This window comes from uncultured Campylobacter sp., from assembly GCF_938045405.1.
Taxonomy (GTDB): Bacteria; Campylobacterota; Campylobacteria; order Campylobacterales; family Campylobacteraceae; genus Campylobacter_B.
Map to the genome: position 1 here is coordinate 1 of NZ_CALIMW010000020.1, position 20,520 is coordinate 20,520.

Sequence of the window (20,520 nt, forward strand, 5' to 3'; positions counted from 1 at the left end):
CCTATGAGCCTTTTGCATTCATCTATCAAAATCACAAAAATCGCATTTGCGTTATTAAAATTGCAGCGCTACTTGGCAATATAGGCTAATTCGCATAAAATCAGCCTACGCACGCTAAAATTTAATCAATAATGTAATTTGGTAAGATTTGTCGCGATAAAATAGCCTTATTATCATGCTTATCTTTAAAATTTACTCCATTGCGCCGCTCTAATTAAGGCTAATTTATTAGGATTTGATAAATCGCGAATGCCCGGTCTCTGCAGCCGCATCTATTAACGCAATAGCGGATAAATTCTATGCCCTTTTATTCAATAGTGCGACTACGCGAAGAGGCGTATTAAAATATCGCTGAATTGATTGAATTTTGAAATTTTTGATCTTTAAAATATCGCAATACAGCTAGATCGTAAAAATTTCATATTATTTGGATTGTTCATACTATTTGAATTGATTGTTAAAAAGTAGATTCGGGAGCATAGCCCCGAATCTACGGATAAGATTAAATTCTTAGAATTTAATCGGATGGTGGTGGAAGTCGTCGTAAACGACCTTGTTGGTCTGAAACTTAATGCGCTTAAGCTCGCGGATACGCAAAAATTCCTCTTCATCGATCTTTTTAATCTGAATCGCCGCCTTAAACGTAGGCGTTTTGGCGATTAGATCCCAGCCGCCGCTCGTTAGCTCGTTGCAGCAGCTCTCCCAGTAGTGATAAGACATCTGAATGATACCATCCATTATACATTCGGTGATGTCCGCCTTGATCGCGATATAGCCGTAGCGGCTCCACGCGACGATGAAATCGCCCTGTGAAATTCCGTATCGCTCGGCGAGTTTCGGATTCATTTCCGCAATCGGTCCTATCGCGTCGCCGCCCTGCTCGACGGTCTTAGAGCGCCTAGTCATCGCGCCTCCTGCGTACTCGTAAACCTTACGCGTAGTTAGAAGCTGGATCGGGAACTCCTCGTCGGTCTTCTCGTCCACGGAGCCTGCCATTACAGGATAATCTTTCGGCATATTCATACGCTTTGCGAATTCCTCTTTGGCGCTTTCGATCTTGCTCTTATCATCCACGAATAGAACCGGGACGAAATTTCCTTTACCGTCCGGAGTAAAGAATTTCTTATCAAGATACAATGCAGGTCCGCCCATAGAATTCTCATCAGGGCACGGCCAGTGAAGTCCGTGGTATTTTTTGATGCGGTAATAGCTCATTCCGCCGTAGTTGTGTGGAGCTACCCTGCGCACCTCTTCCCAAATCTGCTCAGGAGATTGGAATGTGAAATAATCTCCTAGACCTAGGCGTCTGGCAAGCTCGCAGATGATAGCCCAGTCTTGTCTAGCTTGTCCCGGAGGGGCAACTACAATCTCGCTATGCTGTACGCGGCGCTCGGCGTTAGCATAAGTGCCCTCCTTCTCGCCGCTGCAAGCTCCAGGAAGCACGACATCTGCTTTGCGACTCGTCTCAGTTAAGAAAATATCTTGGATCACATACATCTCTACCTGCGAAATCGCGCGCAAGAAGTGGTTTGCGTTCGGATCGGTCATAACCGGGTTTTCACCCATCGTCCAGAAGAATTTTACCCTACCATCAAGAATTGCGTCAGGCACTTCGGTTTTATGAATGCCGATCTTGCCATTTAGATGACCTTTTGGCAAATTCCACTGGCGCTCAAACCAATCACGGGCACTTTCGTCGGTTACGGCTTTATAGCCGGTAAATACGTTAGGAAGCATTCCCATATCGCAGCAGCCTTGAACGTTTTCTTGTCCACGGATCGGTAGATCGCCGCTTCCGAGCTCGCCCACATTGCCCGTTACGAGCATTAAATTTGAAATGTCGCAGACCGCGCCCACGCCGTGGTTGAAGTGAGTTACGCCCATGCCGTGCGTGATGACCGCAGGTCGCGTAGTAGCGTAAATTCTAGCCGCTTTTCTAATATCTTCAGCGTTTAACCTAGTGTATTTAGCTACGGCCTCAGGCGAATAATCCTTAACCGCCTCTTTTACATATTCAAAACCCTTGGTGTATTTATTAACGAATTCATGATTTACCAAATCCTCGTCGATAATAGCATGGATTAAAGCGTTTATAACCGGGATATTGTGCTCCGGCTCAAGCTGGAGGTGGATATCTGCGCGATTTGCAAATTCCGTCTTAACCGGGTCAATTACGATGAGTTTAGCTCCTCTATTTAGCGCTCTTTGAACGTGCATAGCTACGATCGGGTGACCATTTTCCGGGTTTGAGCCGATCATCATAATGCAGTTGCTGTGAGTTCCGATCTCCGTGAAGCTATTTGTAGCCGCTCCGTTACCGATTGTTTTGGCAAGACCTGCCACAGTCGGAGCGTGTCAAATGCGCGCGCAGTGATCGATATTATTCGTACCTAAAATTCTAAGTAGCTTCTGCGCTACGTAGTTATCCTCATGCGTACAGCGTGCGGAATAGTTTCCGGCTATCGCGTCGGCGCCGTATTTTTCTTTAACTTCGAGCATCTTTTTAGCAACCAGATCAAGCGCTTCATCCCAGCTAGCTTCGACCAAATCGCCGTCTTTACTAAATTTGCCATTCTTTTTACGAATTAGCGGAGTAGTAAGCCTATCTCTAGAGCCTACGTAATTCCATCCGTAATAACCTTTCAAACATAAACAACCTTGATTTACGGGGTTGTCGCTTACGCCGGTTGCGGATTTGATATAATTGTCTTCCGCAGTCAGCTCGATTTGACAGCCTGTGCCACAATAAGGGCATATGACCTTGCCTTTATTCGCCATATTTTCTCCTTTCGAAAATACTAAACATGCAAAATTACCATATATGCAATTTCGGCACAATTATATAAATTCTTACCTAAAATAAAATTGAAATTTTGCCTTAAGCTAAAAGAATTTTTTCAATTATAATTAGGAGTAAGTTAGGGTAATTTCAGTAGTAATTTAAATTTTAAAATATACTTTAATACTGATATACTAGACTTTTAAAGCAAATAATCAACGAACCGGTTTAAAAAAGAAATTAGTTTTTAAATTTAAGCTTTTAAAGCAAATTTATCAAATAAATTCCAAATATCGTCAGATAAATGACGGAATTTTTTTACGGACTTAAATATAATTACACCAAAATTTTTAGTAAAAAATTTTTAAAATTCCTTAAGTCAAGGAGAAAGGTATGAAACAACATAAATTTGTAATCTGCGATTACAAACGATGTATCGGTTGCACGACGTGCATGGCGGCCTGTTACTCAAGTGCCTACGAGCGCGGCAAGCTTGCTAAATCGCGACTTACCGTGCTTAGACAGGCTTACGGCGTTATGCCTACGCAGTGCAGGCAGTGCGATGACGGACCATGCGCAAATGTCTGCCCTACCGGTGCGCTTCGCTTCGATAATAACTATATCGAATTACACGAAGAAATTTGCATCGGATGTAAGATGTGTACGCTCGCCTGTCCTTATGGCGCGATCAGCTCGAATGCAGAGCTTATGCCGTCAGTAAATTATGCGGTCGAGCCGAAGTATTATCTCGAGATCGAAAGCCAAGCGGGCGCCAAAAGCACCGCCATCAAATGCGATCTATGCAACGGACGCGAGAACGGTCCTGCATGCGTCGAGGTTTGCCCAACTAGCGCTATCATTATGATAGATCCTAAAGAAGGTAAGCATAAATTGGGCTTTGCGATAGACTACGATGCGGCTAATGCTTTTGCAAAAGACGTGTTAAACGGCGAAATCAGTTGCGTCGCCAAAAAAGAAGGAGGCGCAAAATGATAAGCGTCTATACTTTATTTATCGTCAGTGCAGTAATTAGTATTCTTTTATACTGCGCTCCAAAAACTGCCGTTAAGGTGGGATTTGGATTAGGTGCTATCAGCTGTTTTTATGCGATGTGTCATTTCGTAGCCAATATGGGCGTAAGCGATAGCTTCGTTTTGGGCGGCACTTTCTTATATGCGCCAAAATTTGCTTTAAGTCCGCTTGGAAATTTCTTCAGTTTCGTAGTCGTTTTCATAGGCTTTGCAAGCAGCGTTTATGGCATGAGCTATGCTGAGGAATATATCGGAAAGGCAAATATCGGCGTTTTTGCATGTTTATTTAATACCTTCATCTTATCTATGCTTTTAGTCATCAGTGCGGATAATGTATTTTGCTTCGCTGTTTTATGGGAGCTTATGACGCTAATCTCGTCATTTCTAATCATAGTAAACGATGGCAAAGGCACGCTCAAAGCCGTTATGGTATATCTAGGCATAGCGCAGATCGGTGCATTTTGTATCACCTGTGGATTACTTATCATTGCAAACTACGCAGGAAGCTTCGAATTTGCGGAGTGGGGAAAAGTAAATATGCCGATGGGCGCTTCTGTAGCAGCATTCATCTTGTTTTTGGTCGGCTTCGGCTCAAAAGCGGGAATGTGGCCTTTTCACGTTTGGCTACCGCAAGCTCACCCTGCGGCTCCATCGAATGTCTCTGCACTGATGAGCGGCGTTATGATTAAAGTAGCGCTCTTTACGCTTGTTAAATTTACGCTATTTTTGCCGCTAAGCATCTATTTTGGGCTTGCAGTTTTGATCCTAGGAGCAGCCAGCTCGCTTTTTGGCGTTTTATACGCGTTGTGCCAGCACGACTTTAAGGCGCTTCTTGCGTATCACTCGGTCGAAAATATTGGAATTATCCTACTAGGTCTTGGCACTGGAATTTACGGTGTCGCAGCAGGCAATGTAACGCTAGCCGCAGTTGGATTTTTAGCAGGCTGTTACCACGTGGTAAACCACGCGATATTCAAAGGTCTTTTATTCCTATGCGCAGGCTCTGTAATCCACGCTACTCATACGCAAAATATGGACGTGCTAGGAGGACTAGCTAAAAAAATGCCTCTAACTGCCGTCGGTATGTTTATCGGTATTATGGGTATCGCAGCGCTTCCTCCGGTAAACGGCTTCGTTTCAGAGTGGTTTACCTATCAAGGAATGCTTCAAGGTGCTAAGGAAAGCGGAATTTTCATTAGATATGCTTTCTCTTTAGCAGTGGTCGCTCTTGCACTTACCGGCGTTTTGGTCGGCATGCACCTTAAGCTTTATGCGGTAATCTTTGCAGGAACCCCAAGGGATGAAAAAATTTGGGAAAATGCAAAAGAAAGCCCTCTAGGAATGGTTTTAGGAATGATCATTTTGATGATAGGCTGCGTAGGATTTGGCGTAGGCGCACACTTTATAGTGGGTTACATTATGGAGGCGGTAAATTCTATCACTTCCAATAGAGAATTTGTCGCAAGCCTAGGCGCTTCGTCAATCACTTCGCCTTTGGGAAGTATCGTTTCAACTCCTCTTATTGCAGTGATTTTGTGTTCTACAATGCTGCTTCCGTTTATCATCCTAGCGGTTATGAAAGCAAATCGCGACAAACCTCGTGAGACCGATCCTTGGGCGTGCGGCTTTAAATATAGCCCTCGCATGCAGATAACTGGCGGTCCTTTTACCGGCGATTTAAGAAAGATTATGGACTGGTTATTTAGAGGTCATAAACGCAGAATAGAGCAAAACGGCTACTTCGGACCGATCGAGTATCACAACCACCCACAAGACATTTGGTGGACGATAATTTATCAACCGGTAATCGATTGGAGTAAGAAGATCGCCGATAAGATAGGAATTATTCAAAGCGGCTATGCAAATTTATATACGCTTTACATCCTAATCTATCTTTGCGCGATACTGGGCGTCGGATATTTCTTGATCTAGGAGGTTTAAGATGCAGACTATACAAACTATATTTTTAATGATATTTCAAGTCGCGGTTATCGTCCTAGTCGCTCCACTCTTCGACGGTATGGCGAGAAAACTTCGAGCCAAGCTTCAGTCGAAACAAGGAAGCGATTTTTTCCAGACTTACCGCGATATTATTAAGCTTTTTAAGCGCGGCAGAACCGTTCCTGCGTGCAGCCACTGGGTATTTAGGTGGGCGCCGTTTTTCCTTTTCGCTACTTCGGCAGCGATTTTGGCGGCTATTCCTATTACATACAGCGATCCAACCACCGATAAAATTTTCGGAGCATATTCGGATATTTTCGTTATCTTATATCTAGGCGCGCTTTTGCGCTTCGTATTTGGTGCGGCTTCGATAGATAGCGGTAACCCTTTTGCGGCAACCGGCGGTGGACGTGAGCAGATGCTTGCCGTTTTTGTCGAACCTGTGATGATGATGTGCCTAATCGTAGTAATGATGGCTGCGGGAACTTCAAATTTAGTTGAGATTCAGGGGATGGTACGCAGCGGTCAGATCGGCTATCAAATTCCAAGCTTTGCCGTCGCCTCGATTGCATTTTTATGGTGTATGTATGTCGAGACCGGCAGAAAGCCATTTGATCTTGCCGAAGCCGAGCAAGAGCTTCAAGAAGGACTTTTGGGCGAATACGCAGGCAGCGATTTGGGCTTAGTGCAAGCGGCGCTTATTTTGAAGCAGTTTGCGATGATCGGATTATTCCTAACGATATTTGAGCCGTGGAATTTTAGCAATCCGTTTTTAGCGATCATAATCTTTGTGCTAAAAACTGGCGTATTTTACGTAGCAGCCGTTTTCATCGACAACTTTGGACCACGCTTCAGAATGACTTCGAGCATGCGCAAAATTTCATGCGGCGCTCTTGCCATTGCTTTTGCGGCATTAACGCTTTACGTAGTAGGATTTTAAGATGAATAGTATCGATATTTTAGCAATTTGTATGATCGTAACGTCACTCGCGGTATTCGGACTTAGAAATTTAAAACTTTCGATCGGAATTTACGCGATTCAGACGCTATTTTTGGTAAGCATATTTTTTATGCTGTATTCTAACTTCAATGCGCCGCAGCTTAGAATTTGGGCGATAGTGGCGTTTTTTACGAAGGTTATTTTCGTGCCAGGAATTTTATTTTGGCTAGTTAAAAAGCTGGATGTGATCAGCGAGGATGAGCCGGTAGGCGGCTTTTTCGTAAGCCCCGTTATTGCGATGGGATTTTCGCTAGCGATTGCGATGACAATCAATCCGATCTTGCTTAAATTCTCTCTTATTCAAGAAAGAATCGTTCTAATAGCGGCGGTAACCGTATTTATGATGGGAATTTTCGGCTTCATGCTAAGAAATTCTTTCATCAAGCAAATTCTAGCCTACTGCCTCTTTGAAAACGGCATCCACCTAAGCCTTGCACTTATGGCTTACAACTCTCACGAGCTAGTCGAGCTTGGAATTTTAACCGATGCAATCTTTGCGGTTATTATTATGAGCATTTTGGCGGTTAGATTTTACAAAGCTTATGACGGGCTTGATACGTCTAAAGCTTCGAATTTAAGGGGTTAATGATGAATAGTTTAGCTTTTATATTAATTTTTCCGTTGCTCGGAGCGCTGATATTATTCTTATGCCCTAAGAATTTCAAGCTCCTAAGCTCGCTACACGTTTTGATTTCTGCAGTTACATCCGCAGGACTACTCTGTAACGTAGGCAAGCTTATCAGCGGCAACTTCGAGGCGTTTTACGCATACGATAAATTCCTATTCCTAGATAGCCTAGGTTGCGTATTTTTAGTGCTAATCGCCGTAACGGGCTTTTTGGTAAATTTATACTCCACCACCTATATGAAATGGGAGATACAGGGCGGCCATCTAGATCTTAGCGATCTTAGAAAATACTACGCGCTCTGCCACGTTTTCGTTTTTACGATGACGCTTAGCGTGATCTGTAACAACGTTGCGTTTATGTGGGCTGCGGTAGAGGCTACTACGTTAGCATCGGTATTTTTGGTCGCTATTCACAAAGATAAAAAATCCACCGAGAGCGGTTACAAATATATCGTTATCTGCTCGATCGGCTTAGCATTCGCGCTTTATGCTACCGTTTTACTATATGCGGCTACATTCAAAATCACGGGCGACGGCGAGGCTTCGATGCTTTGGACTAGCATTATGGATCACGCCAAAGGCTTAAACAAAGATGCTGCTAAGCTTATCTTTATATTCGCTCTAATAGGCTTTGGAACCAAAGCAGGACTTGCTCCTACTCACACTTGGCTTCCTGACGTTCACGCAGAAGGTCCGGCTCCGATTTCGGCGCTACTTTCGGGTGTGCTTTTAAAATGTGCGATGCTAGCGATATTTAGATACTATGCCGTCACAGCCCAAGCCGTAAATTTTAGCTTCGTTCAATCGGTTATGCTGATTTCGGGCACGATCACGCTATTTATAGCAGGAATTTTCCTCGTTCGTCAGCACGATGTAAAGAGGATGTTTGCTTACCACTCGGTTGTTCATATGGGTGTTATTGCATTTGCACTAGGCATCGGCGGATATTTTGGCTTGCTTGCCGCGATCTTTCACTGCTTAGCTCACAGCTTTACCAAGGCTCTTGCATTCTGCTCTACCGGTAATATCGCTAGAATTTACGGTCACAAAGATATGACTAGAATGGGCGGCATGGTAAAAATCGCTCCGCTTACTACGATAATGTTTGGTGCTGCGGTTTGCTCGCTCGTAGGCGTTCCTGCGTTTGCGATCTTTGTAAGCGAATTTAACGTTTTCAAAGGCGCGATAGCCAGCGGTCAATACATAGCCGTAGCATTATTTGCGATCGCGCTCGTAATTATTTTCATCGCGGACTTCGCGCACTTTAATCTAGCGAGCTTCGGTACGCCTAAAAGTGAAGTGGTTTATGCTAAAGAGATGAGCTTGTTTGAAAATTTACCGCTAATCTTGCTTTGCGCTTTAGTGATAATTTTCGGCGTATGGCACGTAGGTGATTTTTGGATGCTCGTCGAAAACGGCGTTAGAATAATGATGAGAGGTTAAAAATGAGAGGCGATAAATTTATAGAAATTTTAAAGACCAAAGTCAAGGTCTTAGAAGTTACCCGCCAAGCCGAGGATCAGATCACCGTTTTAGTGGATAGAAATGATCTGCCGCTTGCGGTTAAAACGCTGTATTATGATATCGGCGGTTTTATCAGCACGATGATCCCTAACGATGAGCGCGAGCTAAACGGAAATTTCGCACTTTACTATGCGATATCTATGGAAGGTGGCAAAATGACCGAAGCGGAGGATTTCGCCGCAGAGGATAAATGCTTCATCACCGTTAGGACGCTAATTCCCGGATCGGATCCTACATTCCCGTCAGTTACTCCTTTAGTGCCTGCTTGCGTATGGTACGAAAGAGAAGCTTTCGACATGTTCGGCTTAATCGCCGAAGGCTTGCCTGATAAACGTCGTTTGGTGTTAAGCGACGATTGGCCGGATGGGCTTCATCCACTTCGCAAAGACGCAATGGACTATCGCTATAGGCCCGATCCTGTAGATCATAAAGACGAGCCCAATGCAGAGTTTTTATTTCCTAGCGGCGACGGCGTAGTAGATGTTCCACTTGGACCTCTTCACGTAACGAGCGATGAGCCGGGACACTTTAGACTATTTTGCGACGGCGATGAGATTATCGATGCAGACTACCGCTTGTTTTATCAACACCGCGGTATGGAGAAGCTAGCTGAAAACCGAATGAATTACGATCAGATGGGCTACCTTGCAGAGCGCGTCTGCGGAATTTGCGGCTACGCTCACGCGATTGCGTGTATTGAAGCAGCAGAGAAAGCCATCAAGCTTGAAATTCCGCTTCGTGCGCAAGCTATCCGCGTCATCTGCCTTGAGATCGAGCGTCTTCACAGCCATCTTTTAAATATCGGTCTAGCCTGCGAGGTAACGGGTAACTATAACGCCTTTATGCATATCTTTAGGGTGCGCGAATACTCCATGGAGCTAGCTCAGCTCGTAACCGGCGGCCGTAAGACCTACGGCAACGTCGTAATGGGCGGACTTCGCCGCGATATGACCGACAATGAAATTCGCAAGAGCATCGAGATCATCAATAAACTTGATGTTCAAATTTCTGAAATTTGGGACGCCGTTATGGAGGATAAACGCCAAATCGGTCGCTGGAAGGGTGTGGGCGTATTAGATCGCAAAGTGGCGCGTGATTTTAGCCCGGTAGGTCCAAATATGAGAGCTTCCGGTTTTAAACGCGACAACCGCTACGATCATCCTTATGATTTCTTCAATAAGATAGAATTCGAAGTAGCCGTAGAGCACGGTGGCGATGTATTCAGCCGCGAAGTCGTAAGATATAAAGAGCTTAAACAATCGATCCACATCATCAGGCAGTGCTTGCATCAAATGCCGCAAACTCCGATAATGATCGATCCACAGACTATGATCAGACCGGAAAACTACGCTTTAGGTCACGACGAAGCGCCACGCGGCGAAAATGTCCACTGGATCATGCAAGGAAACGCTCAGAAGGTTTACCGCTGGAGATGTCGCGCCGCTACGTATAACAACTGGCCGAGCTTAAGATTTCAATTCCGCGGAAATAACATCTCCGATGCGGCGCTAATCGTATGCTCGATGGATCCGTGCTACTCATGCACCGAGCGCGTAACTTTAGTCGATATTAATAGCGGAAAGAGTAAAATTCTAACCGAAAAAGACCTTAAGAAATTTTGCCAAGACGGCAAGGTTAGCAAAAAGGATTTAAGATGATGAAATTATTCGACATTACCGAAAAATATGGTAAGGCGACCTATGCTTATCCGTTTGAGCCATACATCGTGCCCGAGAATTTTCGCGGGCAGCCTGAATACACCTATGAGCTTTGCATAGGCTGTGCCGCGTGCGGTATCGCCTGCCCATCCAATGCGATTGAGCTTAAGATGAATGAAGCTCAAACCAAGCTTATTTGGGAATTTGACTGCGGACGCTGCATATTTTGCGGTCGCTGCGACGAAGTATGCCCTACGGGAGCGGTAAGGCTAGGCAATAGCTTTGAGCTAGCGGTAAAATTTGATAAAAGCGCGCTTATCCAACACGGCGAGCTTGAGATGGAAAAATGCAGCTGCTGCGGCAAGCCGATGACCCCAAAAAGGCTCATCAATTACACGCTAGAAAAGCTAAGTACGGCAAATTTGCTTCCAGGCAGATTAGAAGAAGCTAAAAAATATCTCTATATCTGTCCTGAATGCAAAAAAGCTCAAGCGGTCGAAAGAGTGACCAAAGGTATAGAGGAGGCAATAAAATGAGTTTGTATCAAGTCCCCGAAAATATTAAAAACGCAAACGATCTAACCGCAAAATTGGAGCTTTTGAAAAATATCAAACGAAGCTTCAGCGTTTATCGTATCGACTGCGGAAGTTGCAACGGCTGTGAAATCGAAATTTTTGCTTCTATCACGCCGATGTGGGATCCGGAGCGCTTCGGATTTAAACTCGTAGCTAACCCTCGCCACGCAGATATCTTAGTCTGCACCGGTCCGGTTACTCGACAGATGTATTATCCGCTGCTCCGCGCTTATGAGGCTGCACCTGATCCAAAGATCGTAGTAGCTCTTGGGGCCTGCGGAAGTACTGGCGGAATTTTTCATGACGCATATAGCGTATGGAGTGGTATCGATAAGATTGTACCGGTAGATGTTTATATCCCCGGCTGCCCTCCGCATCCTGCTAGCATCATCTATGGTCTTGGCATGGCGCTTGGCATCATCGATCAAAAGCTTCAAAAGAAGAGCTATGAGCAAGATAGCACTCTTCCGCCACCGGTTAAGAGTTCAGTTATCGGCAATATTTTATTCGAGCGCGATCTGCAAGCTGAAGCTAAGAGGCTGATGAGCTATATTTTCGGAAGAGTTTTATTCGCAAAATATATGGATGCGATCAAAACCTCATCTGACGTTCACGATCCAAAAGCTTCTCGCGAGGCTCTACTTAACGCTATCCACACCGAAGAGGATCCTAGATACGCGGAGTGTATGGCACTATTGCACAATGACGTATATCTAAAATACGCCCGCGCTACGGAGGAATTTAAGATCGATCCACAAAAAGAGGTCTGGAGCAAACGATGATTGAGGTTTTTAAGCTTACAAAGCGGCATATGGACGAAAACGAAAATTTACCTAAAGAGCTAAAGGATATCAAGGTTTTTTCCACCTGCGTCGGTCACGGCGTAGGTACGATAGATTTTAGCGAAAAGGTACTTGAGATAGACGATGAAGAATTTAAACGCATCATCGAGAACTCGGGCGACTACGTTAAATTTAAGATCGGTAACCTAAGCAAGTATTTCGAGATTGAAATTTTTGCCGAGCACGCAGCTAAGCTAATCCCTCAGCTTTGCGAATGTGAGCTTAAAGATCTGCTAAAAAATATGCGCGAAGGATATTTCGTGCTAAGGAAGGATTTTTGATGCGAAAGGCGTTGCTTTGTATCGGCAATCCCCTTCGCGGCGACGACGACGTGGGCAATGAAACAGGGCGAATAGTCGAGGCGAACCTAAAAGATTGGCGCGTTTTTTATGGGCAGGATGTGCCCGAAAACGAATTTGCAGCCCTTAGGGAATTTGCCCCTGAAATTCTGATCGTAGTAGATGCGATGAGCGGCTTTGATGAGGATAAGATAGAATTTTTCGACCTCAGCAACGATCGCGACTATATCTACTCGACGCATAACCTGCCTACGCCGGTGCTTCTAAGCTATCTGCGCAAAATTTGCCCAAAGACATTGTTTTTGGGCATAAGTGTGCTGCTCGATAACGTCCTTGATTTTAAAGAAGGGCTAAGCGAGAGCGCAAAAAAAAGTGCGCAAAAAGCTTATGAGCGTATCTTAGAAATTGATTCAAATTTAAATGAGGAGGAGTAAATGTTAAATCCTGCAGAAACCGCGCAAGCGGTGTCTAGTTCGATGCAACACAAGGCGCATACCCCGCTAATTAGCATAATTTTTCTAGCTATAATGGCGGGCGCTGCAATCGCTATGGGCGATATTTTCTGGGCTCACTCGACCGTCGGAATGGCTGAAAAGCAATCTATTGGCTTATCGAATTTCATCGGTGGTATTACCTTTAGCTGCGGTCTGATGATGGTGGTTTTTTACGGTGGGCATCTATTTACCAGCTCGGTTTTAACGGGCGTACCTGCCGCCGATGGCAAATTACCGCTAGGTAAAACTATCGGCTATTGGGCTATCGTTTGGTGCTTTAACTTCGTAGGCGGCGCGTTAATCGCGTATATGTATTATTACTCAGGACTTCCGCTTAAATATGATGGCTACATCTTGCAGCACTTCATTCCTGCAGCAGCAGGCAAAATAAACGCACCTTTTCATGAGCTATTCATCCGCGGAATTTTTTGTAACGTGTTTGTATGTATGTCTATCTGGACTGCGACCAGCGAGAGTAATCTATCGGGTAAATTCTTTGCAATTATGTGGATGATCGGCGCATTCGTAGCTTGCTCTATGGAACACTGCGTGGCAAATATGTTTATCCTAACCGAAGGTATCATCGCTAAAGGCCACTACCTTGCAGCTGCTGGTGGCGATGTAAACGCTCTTGCAAGCTCGCTTCACGGTGTAACGGCAGCTCAAATAGATTCAATAAACTGGGGAAATTTCATCGTTAAAAATATGATCCCGGTTACGCTAGGCAACATCTGCGGCGGTCTATTTTTCGTAGGCTTGGTTGGATTTATGGTAAATAAATACGATATGAAAAAGAAAGACTAATCTATCGCGCTTCAGCACGATATAAACAAAATACGGCGCGGCACTTTGCCGCGCATTTTTAATTTCTAAAATTTTAAAAATTCTCATACATAAAATTTCGCTCGATCCAAAATTTTAAATTCCATTGCAACCCATAAAATTCCAGCTTGATTTAAAATTTTAAATTCCATAGCCTGCCACTAAATTTAAAATTCCAAAGCTTTGCGTTTTAGGATAGCGGATAAAATGCAAAAGTGAATTACGTGTTAAAATTTTAAGCAAATTCAAAACAGAATTTTAAACGAGACCACAAACCCAAATTTTATATAAGTTAAAATTTTAGACGAAATCCTAACGAAATTCGGGATGGAATTCTAAAACCAAGCTCTTGATAAAAATTTTACGCTGTAAATCTAGGCAAAATCCTGCGCCTTGACTTTAGGCAAATTTCGCGCTTAAGCCGTAACGTAAGCCGCATAAATGCTTTAAAAACTCTAGCCCGAGCCTAAACACAGTAGCTAAGCAATCTGTCGTAGTCTAGGATCAAAAACTCGTGCTGACTGATTTTTTGAATTACGTTATCTTTTACAAGCTCGTTAAACGCGGTACTCGCGCTTTGACGCTTGAGCCCTACGAAGGATGAAAGCACCTTTAGCGAAAAGGGCAAAAAGACGTATTTGTAGCCATTTTGATGAAAATTCTGCTCGTTTGCAAGCTCGATCAAAAAGCTCGCGATGCGCCCTTTTGCATTTTCAAAAAGTATAGAGCGTGTGATTTTGCGCTGCAGCAGAATTATCTCAGTTAAAATTTTTATATATGCCTCGCAAAAGCTGCGATTTGCCAAGATCTCCCCGAGTCCGCTCGCATCGATCGTATAAATCTCGCTGTCCTCTAAAAACTCAAGTGCGCAAATTTCATTAAGAATAGTGATATTGTCCTTGTTTAGGTAGTTGATGATGAATTCCTCGCCGTCTTCAAAAAACGAAAGCTTCGCCTGTCCACTTTTAAAAATAAAAACTTTAGGCGCCTCGCTGTAAAAAACATAGCCTTTTTTGATGACTTGGTGCTCGAACATTGCAAGCTCCTCGTCGCTAAGCGTGGCGATAGCCTCGGTTTGCAGTAGTCCCAGCCGCGATTTTTCCATATAACCTCCAAAAGCTAAGAATTATACAATGAAATATTTAGACAAAGATAAAGCTGCGCGGATTAAATTTACCATCCGCACTATGGCTGCGCATCTAGGTCGACTAAGCTAATAAATTTTATAGCTTTTAAAATTCTAAATTTTGCCCGCGCTTTGCATCGCGTAAAATTTCAAAAATTTATTGAGCCTTACGCGGAGAAATTATAGCCAAAACCCGCGGCGCGAATTTAAAATTCTGTCTTTAAATAAAAATTCATATCATTTTATTGAAATTTTATTTAGCAAGGATATAATAATGCATATTAAAAATAAGCGGTATTTTACTCGCAACGATACCGCAAGAAAGGCACTTTATGCAAAAGTTAAATTTTAAAAATAACGTCTCCGAGACGCTGCTAATCAACGTCTATATGCGCCATCTGGATTTCAAAGACGCGGATCCAATCCTAAACGATCCCTTTTCGAGCGCCGTCGTAGAGCAGATCGATTATGATTTTGCGAAATTTAACGACGCGCGCCTTAGCAAAACGGGCACGGTGATCCGCGCGAAATTTTTCGACGACGAGACGCTGCGGCTCGCGGCGGAGCTTGATCGCCCTATCATCGTGCAGCTTGGCGCAGGGCTCGACACCCGCCCGCTTAGGCTCCAGCACGCCTTGCCGAACGCCCTATTTTACGATCTCGATCTGCCCGACGTCATCGCCATGCGCGACGCGCTGCTACCCAAGGCGGAGAATAATTTCAGCCTGCCCCGCTCGATGCTGGATCTTTCGTGGATGGACGAGCTAGCTGCAAAGCACGGCAGCGCGGGCTACATATTCATTTTAGAGGGCGTGAGTATGTATTTTGAAAAGGAGGAATTTAAAAAATTTTTTATCGCGCTTGCGCGTAAATTTAGCGGCTACGTGCTGAGCGACTTTATGAGCGAGTTTTCGGTTAGTAAATTCGACTCTAGGCGCCATGACGCGATGAAACACATGCAAAACGCGCCCTTTAAAATGGGTATCGGCGGCGGTGCGGAGGTGCAGGGCTGGGATAGCGCGCATATCAGATTCGTCAGGGAGGCTGCGATGCTGAAAATGTATAAAAGCCACTGGAGCCTCAAAGGGCGCCTATTTAGCCTGATTCCCGCCTTTTGCAACGCGTGCAAGATGTTCGTTTTCAAAATCGGCAGCGATGAATAGGCTTAAAAATTTCAGTTGATTGCTTTTCAAATTTCGACAGCTAAGGCGCGAATTCTAAGCTGCTTATCTGGCAAGCTGGCATGCAGAGCAAACGGCACATACCGCTTTGCTCAATGCTTGAGTAAAATTATAAAAACGCTTTAAAATTTCGCTTAAATTTCCCTCGATTTATAGGAATTTAAGAGTTTTTAAAATATATTTTCGCATCTTAAATTCACGGAAAAGATCATGCAAAATTTTCTCGACAAACTCACCGCCACAATTGACGCGATCAACTCCTTTTTGTGGGGTCCGTACTTTCTAATCGCCCTACTTTGCGGCACCGGCGCGTATTTTACGGCGCGCTTGCATTTAGTGCAAATTTTTAAATTTAGAATGGGCGCGCGCAAGCTTTTCGGCAACTTCTCCCTGCACGGCGAGGCTGCGGGTAAAAGCGGCATGAGCTCGTTCCAAGCCGTCGCCACGGCGATCGCGGCGCAAGTCGGCACGGGCAACCTGGTAGGCGCCAGCACCGCGTTAGTGATGGGCGGACCGGGCGCGATATTTTGGATGTGGTGCGCGGCGTTTTTAGGCATGGCGACGAATTTTGCAGAGATCTGCCTGGCTCAAATTTACCGCACCAAGGACGACAGCGGACATATGATCGGAGGGCCTGCGTTTTACATCAGTCGCGGACTCAAAAGCCCCCTTGCCAAGCCTTTAGCGGCATTTTTTGCGCTAGCCATCATCTTTGCTTTGGGTTTCATGGGCAATATGGTGCAAGCAAACTCTATCTCCGACGGCTTTAGCGGCGCATTCGGGATTCCGAAGTGGGTGAGCGGCGCAGCCTTAGCACTCATCTGCTGCGTCATCTTTTTCGGCGGCGTCAAAGCGATCGCGCGCGTAGCCGAAAAGGTCGTGCCACTAATGGCGATCTGCTACGTGCTAGTCGGTCTCGTCATCATCGGCTCAAATTTCGATAAAATTCCATCCGTCATCGCGCTAATATTCAAAGCTGCGTTCGATCCATCCGCTGCCTGGGGCGGCGCTACGGGCGCTACGATCGCCACTGCGATGAGATACGGCATCGCGCGCGGGCTCTTTTCAAACGAAGCGGGCATGGGCTCGACGCCGCACGCACACGCCGCGGCGAACGTCAAACACCCCGTAGATCAAGCCGTGCTCGGCATAATGGGCGTTTTCGTCGATACATTCATCGTGCTTAACATCACCGTTTTTGTCGTGCTTAGCACCGACGTAGTCACCTTCGAAAACGGCAAGGCGGTATTTTCGGGCATCTCGCTGGTGCAGGAAGCCTTCGGATCGCAAATTTTGGGTCGCAGCGGCGGCTACGGCTTCGTGGCGATCTGCCTGTTTTTCTTCGCATTTACCACGATTTTGGGCTGGTATTACTTCGCCGAGATCAACGTGCGATACCTCCTGGGCGCAAAATTCGTCAAGCTCTTGCAAATTTTGGTCGTCGCATTCGTATTCATAGGAAGCGTGCAAAAGATCGACCTAGTCTGGGGGCTAGCCGATATGTTTAACGGACTGATGGTGATCCCCAACTTAATCGCAATCATCCTGCTTAGCCCCGTCGTCGTGCGGCTTTTGAGCGACTTTAACGACGGCAAAAGCTACGACGCGAACGACTACAAATGACGCCGCGCGCTAAATTTCAAGCCCGCACTTGAAATTTAGCGCACAATCGCCGCAAAATTTAGAATTTTAAAATTCTTTTCAAGCTAAAATCCTAGCCTAAATTTTATGATTTAAGGAGAACGCATGCAAATTTTAAGGAGCGAAAAATGCCCGTTTTAAAGGCATTGCTGACCGGGCAGCCGCGCGCTTACGGCGACGAGCGCGCTACGCAGCCTCTAAAAAGGCGCTGGGAGACGGCGATTTTTAAGCAAGCTAGAGCGGGCGAAGTGTGCGCGAATGAGCTTGGGTTCGAGGGCGACGCGGTAGCCGACACGCTGCATCACGGCGGAGAGGAAAAGGCGATTTTTGCCAACTCGCTGCAAAATTACGCCGCGTGGGAGAGGTTTTTGGGACTTAAAAATCTAGCCTACGGCGCAATGGGCGAAAACCTCACGATCAGCGGACTACACGAGCAAAACGTCTGCATCGGCGATGTGCACCGCATAGGCTCGCTGGTGCTACAAGTAAGCCAGCCGCGCAAGCCCTGCTACAAGCTCTCGATGCGCTGGGGTAACGCGGAGATGACGGCAGAGATCGCACGTAGCGGACTTACCGGTTGGTACTACCGCGTACTAGAGACCGGCTCGTGTCGCGCGGGCGACGAGATCTACGTCGTGGGACGCGACCCCGCTATGATGAGCGTGATGGAGCTCAACCGTTTATTTTACGGCGATCGCCTCGATGAAGAGTTGCTAGCAAAATTTAACCTACTTACGACGCTTACGCCAAAATGGCGCGAGGATATGCGCCGCAAGCTAGAAGGCAGCTACGACGACGGCTTTATGCGGCTATGAATTTAGCCTCGAAGCGGCGTGATAAAACCAGCAAAGTAGCGCCGCGTCTTGTTGTTTTAAAACACACTCTTGGCGCGGATTTCAAAATACTTTCCAAGCCGCCGATGCTAAGTTTCAAGACACTTCTTGGCTACTCAATATCGGCTTAGAAAAAATACTTTCTTGATGCAAGCTGCAAATTCAGACTAAATTCCAAAGACGAAATTTTAATTTGATCCGCGCTGATCGCGCGCAAATGCGATCTGTTTTCACACCATGTTTTGCGGCATGACACGGACTGCAAGCAAAATTAAAGACGCAAATTTAACCGCGCTTAGAATTTAATCTTTTATGAAATCTAAATTTAGCCGCACATTCAAAGCCGCAAGCGCCGCTCTTTATAAATTTTAAAATTTAAAAGCGGTAAATTTAACTCTCTTGCTCGCAGTGAATTTTTTTCAAAAATCAAAAAGCGAACTATTTTTACTCGCGCAACACACTCATCTCGCACATTTAGCGGCATGGCTCTTACGCTGCAAACGAGCTTCCTCAAAGCTTGTAACGCGCACCAAATTAGACATGTCAGATGCTTCGCCAAGCGCCTTTCAAAGCCTTATAGCGCTCGATATAAGTAGAATTTTGCGTAGAATTTTGCGCGGCGCGGCAACAATTACGACCTTTAAGAGTGCACACCGCAGCTCAAAAGCCTATTTCAGCTTTTTAAAACCGCGCTTCGTAAGGCCAAAGTCCATTTTCACGCGCTTAATCAACTATCGCGATACCCGCATCAGCGTAGACTTTTCGCGCCTTTTTTGATATGCCGATGCCGGCCGTTTCGATTTTCTTAAGATTAACGAAGGGCGCAAGCTCGGCGGCATCGATGTTTTTGATGTCGAAAAGCTCGTCCTCGCCGTCCCAATCAGGCGCGATTTGCAGATAAATTTCATTTCCGCCGTCAAGATAGAGCTCGCTCACCCGCTCCGCCAAATCCGCAGGGACCGGATAGTCCTTGAACCACTTTTTGGCTTGCGGCAGCGCGCCGAAGTCCGCGTACGGATCGATGCCGCGCTCCTCGCAGTACTCAAACACGTCAAATTTGGGCTATAGCAGGGCTTTTTCATACATCAGCTCGTTCATCACGGCGATTTTGAAATTGAAATTTTTAAACGCTAGCGTCTCGCCCGCCGTGCGCGGAAGCTTAAATTTATCGCTCGGCTTTCGCTTTAGCTTTTTCTCTTTTTGATTGATGCAGACGCGCCCTATCGGCATTTTCGCAGCTCGCACGATGTCTGCGATCTCGTCGGTGTCACGCTTAGCGAAGCGCTCGGCGAAGTCCATCGCGCCTATGCGCTCCTGCACGGCCTCGGCAAGAGCTAGCGAAACTTCGAATTTGCCCAGGCTAAGCTCCAAAAATATATATGCGCCGCGCAGCTCCTGTTCTGGCACGGCCTCAAGCGGCGGCCTACCCTCAAGCGTGAACGCGCCGCCGTAGAGCTTGCGCGGAACCTCGTGCTGCACGCCCTTTGCGACCTCAAGCATCAAAACTATCTCGGAAAGCTTCGGCTCTGCGAGCTCGTCTGCGCGCACGAAGGCGAAAATCCCCGCCTCATCCCAAAAATAGCGGCTTTTGCCCTCACCGTCATCAATCACGCGCGGCTGGTCTAGGGCTTCATTAAATTTAGCTAGATCAAACCCGCAGTTTACGCCGCCGATGAAAACGCCGTCCGAGCGCACGTCGACGTCGAATTTATCCTTTTTAAAAATATCAAATAGCCCCATTTTGCCTCTCCTGATTTTGCCTTAATTTCGTCTTAAAATTTTTCCAAAAACCCGTAAAAATCGTCCGCAAAAAGCCTATCTTCGCTCTGCGCGTAGTCGCGCACATAGACCTTGTATTCGCACAGCGCGTCGCCTGCGCCCGCTCGCTTGCTATCTCTTTCATCGCTCCACTTGCTGCATTGCTCATTGTTGCGCCCACTGTTTTACACTTCGTTTCATCTGGCGCTTCTGCATTCATATTGCGCGCCACATCCGGCGATCTCTCCGCGCGCGCTTCGTCGCCAAATGCCCTATTTTCCGCACCGTCGGCTACCGTTGCGACGACCGTATCACGCGCCGTCGCGCTCGCAGCTTTGCCGATCGTACTCTCCGCCGTCTTGCCGTGCGCCGTGTTGGGCGAGCCGTCC

At 46.0% G+C, this 20,520-nt stretch carries 19 protein-coding genes; 14 read left to right on the forward strand and 5 right to left on the reverse strand.

The features are described 5' to 3' along the window. Positions 1 to 510: 510 nt before the first annotated feature. The gene (locus tag Q0140_RS00760; protein ID WP_297960597.1) at positions 511 to 2,778 is read right to left on the reverse strand and encodes a molybdopterin-dependent oxidoreductase; all 2,268 of its coding nucleotides are present in this window, start codon (positions 2,776 to 2,778) and stop codon (positions 511 to 513) included. Between the two features lie 394 nt (positions 2,779 to 3,172). Here Q0140_RS00760 and Q0140_RS00765 point away from each other — a divergent pair, with 394 nt between their 5' ends. Genes Q0140_RS00765 through Q0140_RS00815 form a run of 11 tightly spaced genes read left to right on the forward strand, consistent with a single transcriptional unit; the run spans position 3,173 to position 13,574 of the window. Next, positions 3,173 to 3,772, forward strand: coding sequence for a 4Fe-4S dicluster domain-containing protein (locus Q0140_RS00765; RefSeq protein ID WP_005871891.1), 600 nt, complete (start codon positions 3,173 to 3,175; stop codon positions 3,770 to 3,772). Then, positions 3,769 to 5,742, forward strand: coding sequence for a proton-conducting transporter membrane subunit (locus Q0140_RS00770; protein ID WP_297960599.1), 1,974 nt, complete (start codon positions 3,769 to 3,771; stop codon positions 5,740 to 5,742). The genes Q0140_RS00765 and Q0140_RS00770 overlap by 4 nt, the downstream gene beginning before the upstream one ends. 10 nt (positions 5,743 to 5,752) lie before the next feature. After that, complete coding sequence (locus Q0140_RS00775) at positions 5,753 to 6,691, forward strand: NADH-quinone oxidoreductase subunit H (RefSeq protein ID WP_291936444.1); 939 nt, start codon at positions 5,753 to 5,755, stop codon at positions 6,689 to 6,691. A gap of 1 nt (position 6,692) precedes the next feature. Then, positions 6,693 to 7,337 (forward strand): hydrogenase 4 membrane subunit, encoded by a 645-nt coding sequence (gene hyfE / locus Q0140_RS00780; RefSeq protein ID WP_291936441.1) that lies wholly within the window; start codon positions 6,693 to 6,695, stop codon positions 7,335 to 7,337. 2 nt (positions 7,338 to 7,339) lie between these two features. Continuing rightward, positions 7,340 to 8,821: a hydrogenase 4 subunit F gene (locus Q0140_RS00785; protein WP_297960602.1), complete on the forward strand. Its 1,482-nt coding sequence runs from the start codon at positions 7,340 to 7,342 to the stop codon at positions 8,819 to 8,821. 2 nt (positions 8,822 to 8,823) lie between these two features. Next, positions 8,824 to 10,560, forward strand: coding sequence for a hydrogenase large subunit (locus tag Q0140_RS00790; RefSeq protein ID WP_297960605.1), 1,737 nt, complete (start codon positions 8,824 to 8,826; stop codon positions 10,558 to 10,560). Continuing rightward, a complete protein-coding gene (locus Q0140_RS00795; protein WP_177386902.1) occupies positions 10,557 to 11,096 on the forward strand; it encodes a formate hydrogenlyase complex iron-sulfur subunit in 540 nt (179 codons plus the stop codon). The genes Q0140_RS00790 and Q0140_RS00795 overlap by 4 nt, the downstream gene beginning before the upstream one ends. Next, the gene (locus Q0140_RS00800) at positions 11,093 to 11,917 is read left to right on the forward strand and encodes an NADH-quinone oxidoreductase subunit B family protein (RefSeq protein WP_297960608.1); all 825 of its coding nucleotides are present in this window, start codon (positions 11,093 to 11,095) and stop codon (positions 11,915 to 11,917) included. Before Q0140_RS00795 ends, Q0140_RS00800 begins: the two co-directional genes overlap by 4 nt. After that, complete coding sequence (locus tag Q0140_RS00805; protein WP_005871907.1) at positions 11,914 to 12,258, forward strand: formate hydrogenlyase maturation HycH family protein; 345 nt, start codon at positions 11,914 to 11,916, stop codon at positions 12,256 to 12,258. Before Q0140_RS00800 ends, Q0140_RS00805 begins: the two co-directional genes overlap by 4 nt. Beyond that, a complete protein-coding gene (locus tag Q0140_RS00810) occupies positions 12,258 to 12,710 on the forward strand; it encodes a hydrogenase 3 maturation endopeptidase HyCI (protein WP_291936428.1) in 453 nt (150 codons plus the stop codon). The genes Q0140_RS00805 and Q0140_RS00810 overlap by 1 nt, the downstream gene beginning before the upstream one ends. After that, a complete protein-coding gene (locus tag Q0140_RS00815) occupies positions 12,711 to 13,574 on the forward strand; it encodes a formate/nitrite transporter family protein (protein ID WP_005871911.1) in 864 nt (287 codons plus the stop codon). Between the two features lie 484 nt (positions 13,575 to 14,058). Here Q0140_RS00815 and Q0140_RS00820 read toward each other — a convergent pair whose 3' ends face one another. After that, the gene (locus tag Q0140_RS00820; RefSeq protein ID WP_005871915.1) at positions 14,059 to 14,697 is read right to left on the reverse strand and encodes a Crp/Fnr family transcriptional regulator; all 639 of its coding nucleotides are present in this window, start codon (positions 14,695 to 14,697) and stop codon (positions 14,059 to 14,061) included. A gap of 353 nt (positions 14,698 to 15,050) precedes the next feature. On the opposite strand from Q0140_RS00820, the gene Q0140_RS00825 reads away from it, so the two are divergent. The 3 genes from Q0140_RS00825 (at position 15,051) to Q0140_RS00835 (ending at position 18,355) form a co-directional block, all read left to right on the forward strand. Continuing rightward, positions 15,051 to 15,881: a class I SAM-dependent methyltransferase gene (locus tag Q0140_RS00825; RefSeq protein ID WP_297960612.1), complete on the forward strand. Its 831-nt coding sequence runs from the start codon at positions 15,051 to 15,053 to the stop codon at positions 15,879 to 15,881. Between the two features lie 228 nt (positions 15,882 to 16,109). Continuing rightward, positions 16,110 to 17,522, forward strand: coding sequence for a sodium:alanine symporter family protein (locus tag Q0140_RS00830; RefSeq protein WP_297960615.1), 1,413 nt, complete (start codon positions 16,110 to 16,112; stop codon positions 17,520 to 17,522). Between the two features lie 146 nt (positions 17,523 to 17,668). Beyond that, positions 17,669 to 18,355 carry an MOSC domain-containing protein gene (locus Q0140_RS00835; RefSeq protein WP_297960617.1) on the forward strand — a complete coding sequence of 229 codons (687 nt, stop codon included), beginning with the start codon at positions 17,669 to 17,671 and terminating at the stop codon, positions 18,353 to 18,355. A gap of 741 nt (positions 18,356 to 19,096) precedes the next feature. Here the strand turns inward: Q0140_RS00835 and Q0140_RS00840 are convergent. From Q0140_RS00840 to Q0140_RS00850, 3 genes are all read right to left on the reverse strand, one after another. Next, on the reverse strand, positions 19,097 to 19,423 hold the full coding sequence (locus tag Q0140_RS00840; RefSeq protein WP_297960619.1) for a hypothetical protein: 327 nt from the start codon (positions 19,421 to 19,423) through the stop codon (positions 19,097 to 19,099). 12 nt (positions 19,424 to 19,435) lie between these two features. Beyond that, positions 19,436 to 20,113 carry a hypothetical protein gene (locus tag Q0140_RS00845; protein WP_297960622.1) on the reverse strand — a complete coding sequence of 226 codons (678 nt, stop codon included), beginning with the start codon at positions 20,111 to 20,113 and terminating at the stop codon, positions 19,436 to 19,438. Beyond that, positions 20,100 to 20,520 (reverse strand): hypothetical protein (locus Q0140_RS00850; protein ID WP_297960625.1); only part of this gene is annotated, 421 nt, incomplete at its 5' end. The genes Q0140_RS00845 and Q0140_RS00850, both read right to left, overlap by 14 nt.

Coding starts and splice junctions, on each gene's coding strand:
- Q0140_RS00785 (WP_297960602.1), top strand. CDS start 7,340: ATGAATAGTTTAGCTTTTATATTAATTTTTCCGTTGCTCGGAGCGCTG.
- Q0140_RS00790 (WP_297960605.1), top strand. CDS start 8,824: ATGAGAGGCGATAAATTTATAGAAATTTTAAAGACCAAAGTCAAGGTC.
- Q0140_RS00770 (WP_297960599.1), top strand. CDS start 3,769: ATGATAAGCGTCTATACTTTATTTATCGTCAGTGCAGTAATTAGTATT.
- Q0140_RS00765 (WP_005871891.1), top strand. CDS start 3,173: ATGAAACAACATAAATTTGTAATCTGCGATTACAAACGATGTATCGGT.
- Q0140_RS00805 (WP_005871907.1), top strand. CDS start 11,914: ATGATTGAGGTTTTTAAGCTTACAAAGCGGCATATGGACGAAAACGAA.
- hyfE (WP_291936441.1), top strand. CDS start 6,693: ATGAATAGTATCGATATTTTAGCAATTTGTATGATCGTAACGTCACTC.
- Q0140_RS00775 (WP_291936444.1), top strand. CDS start 5,753: ATGCAGACTATACAAACTATATTTTTAATGATATTTCAAGTCGCGGTT.
- Q0140_RS00810 (WP_291936428.1), top strand. CDS start 12,258: ATGCGAAAGGCGTTGCTTTGTATCGGCAATCCCCTTCGCGGCGACGAC.
- Q0140_RS00800 (WP_297960608.1), top strand. CDS start 11,093: ATGAGTTTGTATCAAGTCCCCGAAAATATTAAAAACGCAAACGATCTA.
- Q0140_RS00815 (WP_005871911.1), top strand. CDS start 12,711: ATGTTAAATCCTGCAGAAACCGCGCAAGCGGTGTCTAGTTCGATGCAA.
- Q0140_RS00820 (WP_005871915.1), bottom strand. CDS start 14,697: ATGGAAAAATCGCGGCTGGGACTACTGCAAACCGAGGCTATCGCCACG.
- Q0140_RS00835 (WP_297960617.1), top strand. CDS start 17,669: ATGCCCGTTTTAAAGGCATTGCTGACCGGGCAGCCGCGCGCTTACGGC.
- Q0140_RS00830 (WP_297960615.1), top strand. CDS start 16,110: ATGCAAAATTTTCTCGACAAACTCACCGCCACAATTGACGCGATCAAC.
- Q0140_RS00825 (WP_297960612.1), top strand. CDS start 15,051: ATGCAAAAGTTAAATTTTAAAAATAACGTCTCCGAGACGCTGCTAATC.
- Q0140_RS00845 (WP_297960622.1), bottom strand. CDS start 20,113: ATGGGGCTATTTGATATTTTTAAAAAGGATAAATTCGACGTCGACGTG.
- Q0140_RS00795 (WP_177386902.1), top strand. CDS start 10,557: ATGATGAAATTATTCGACATTACCGAAAAATATGGTAAGGCGACCTAT.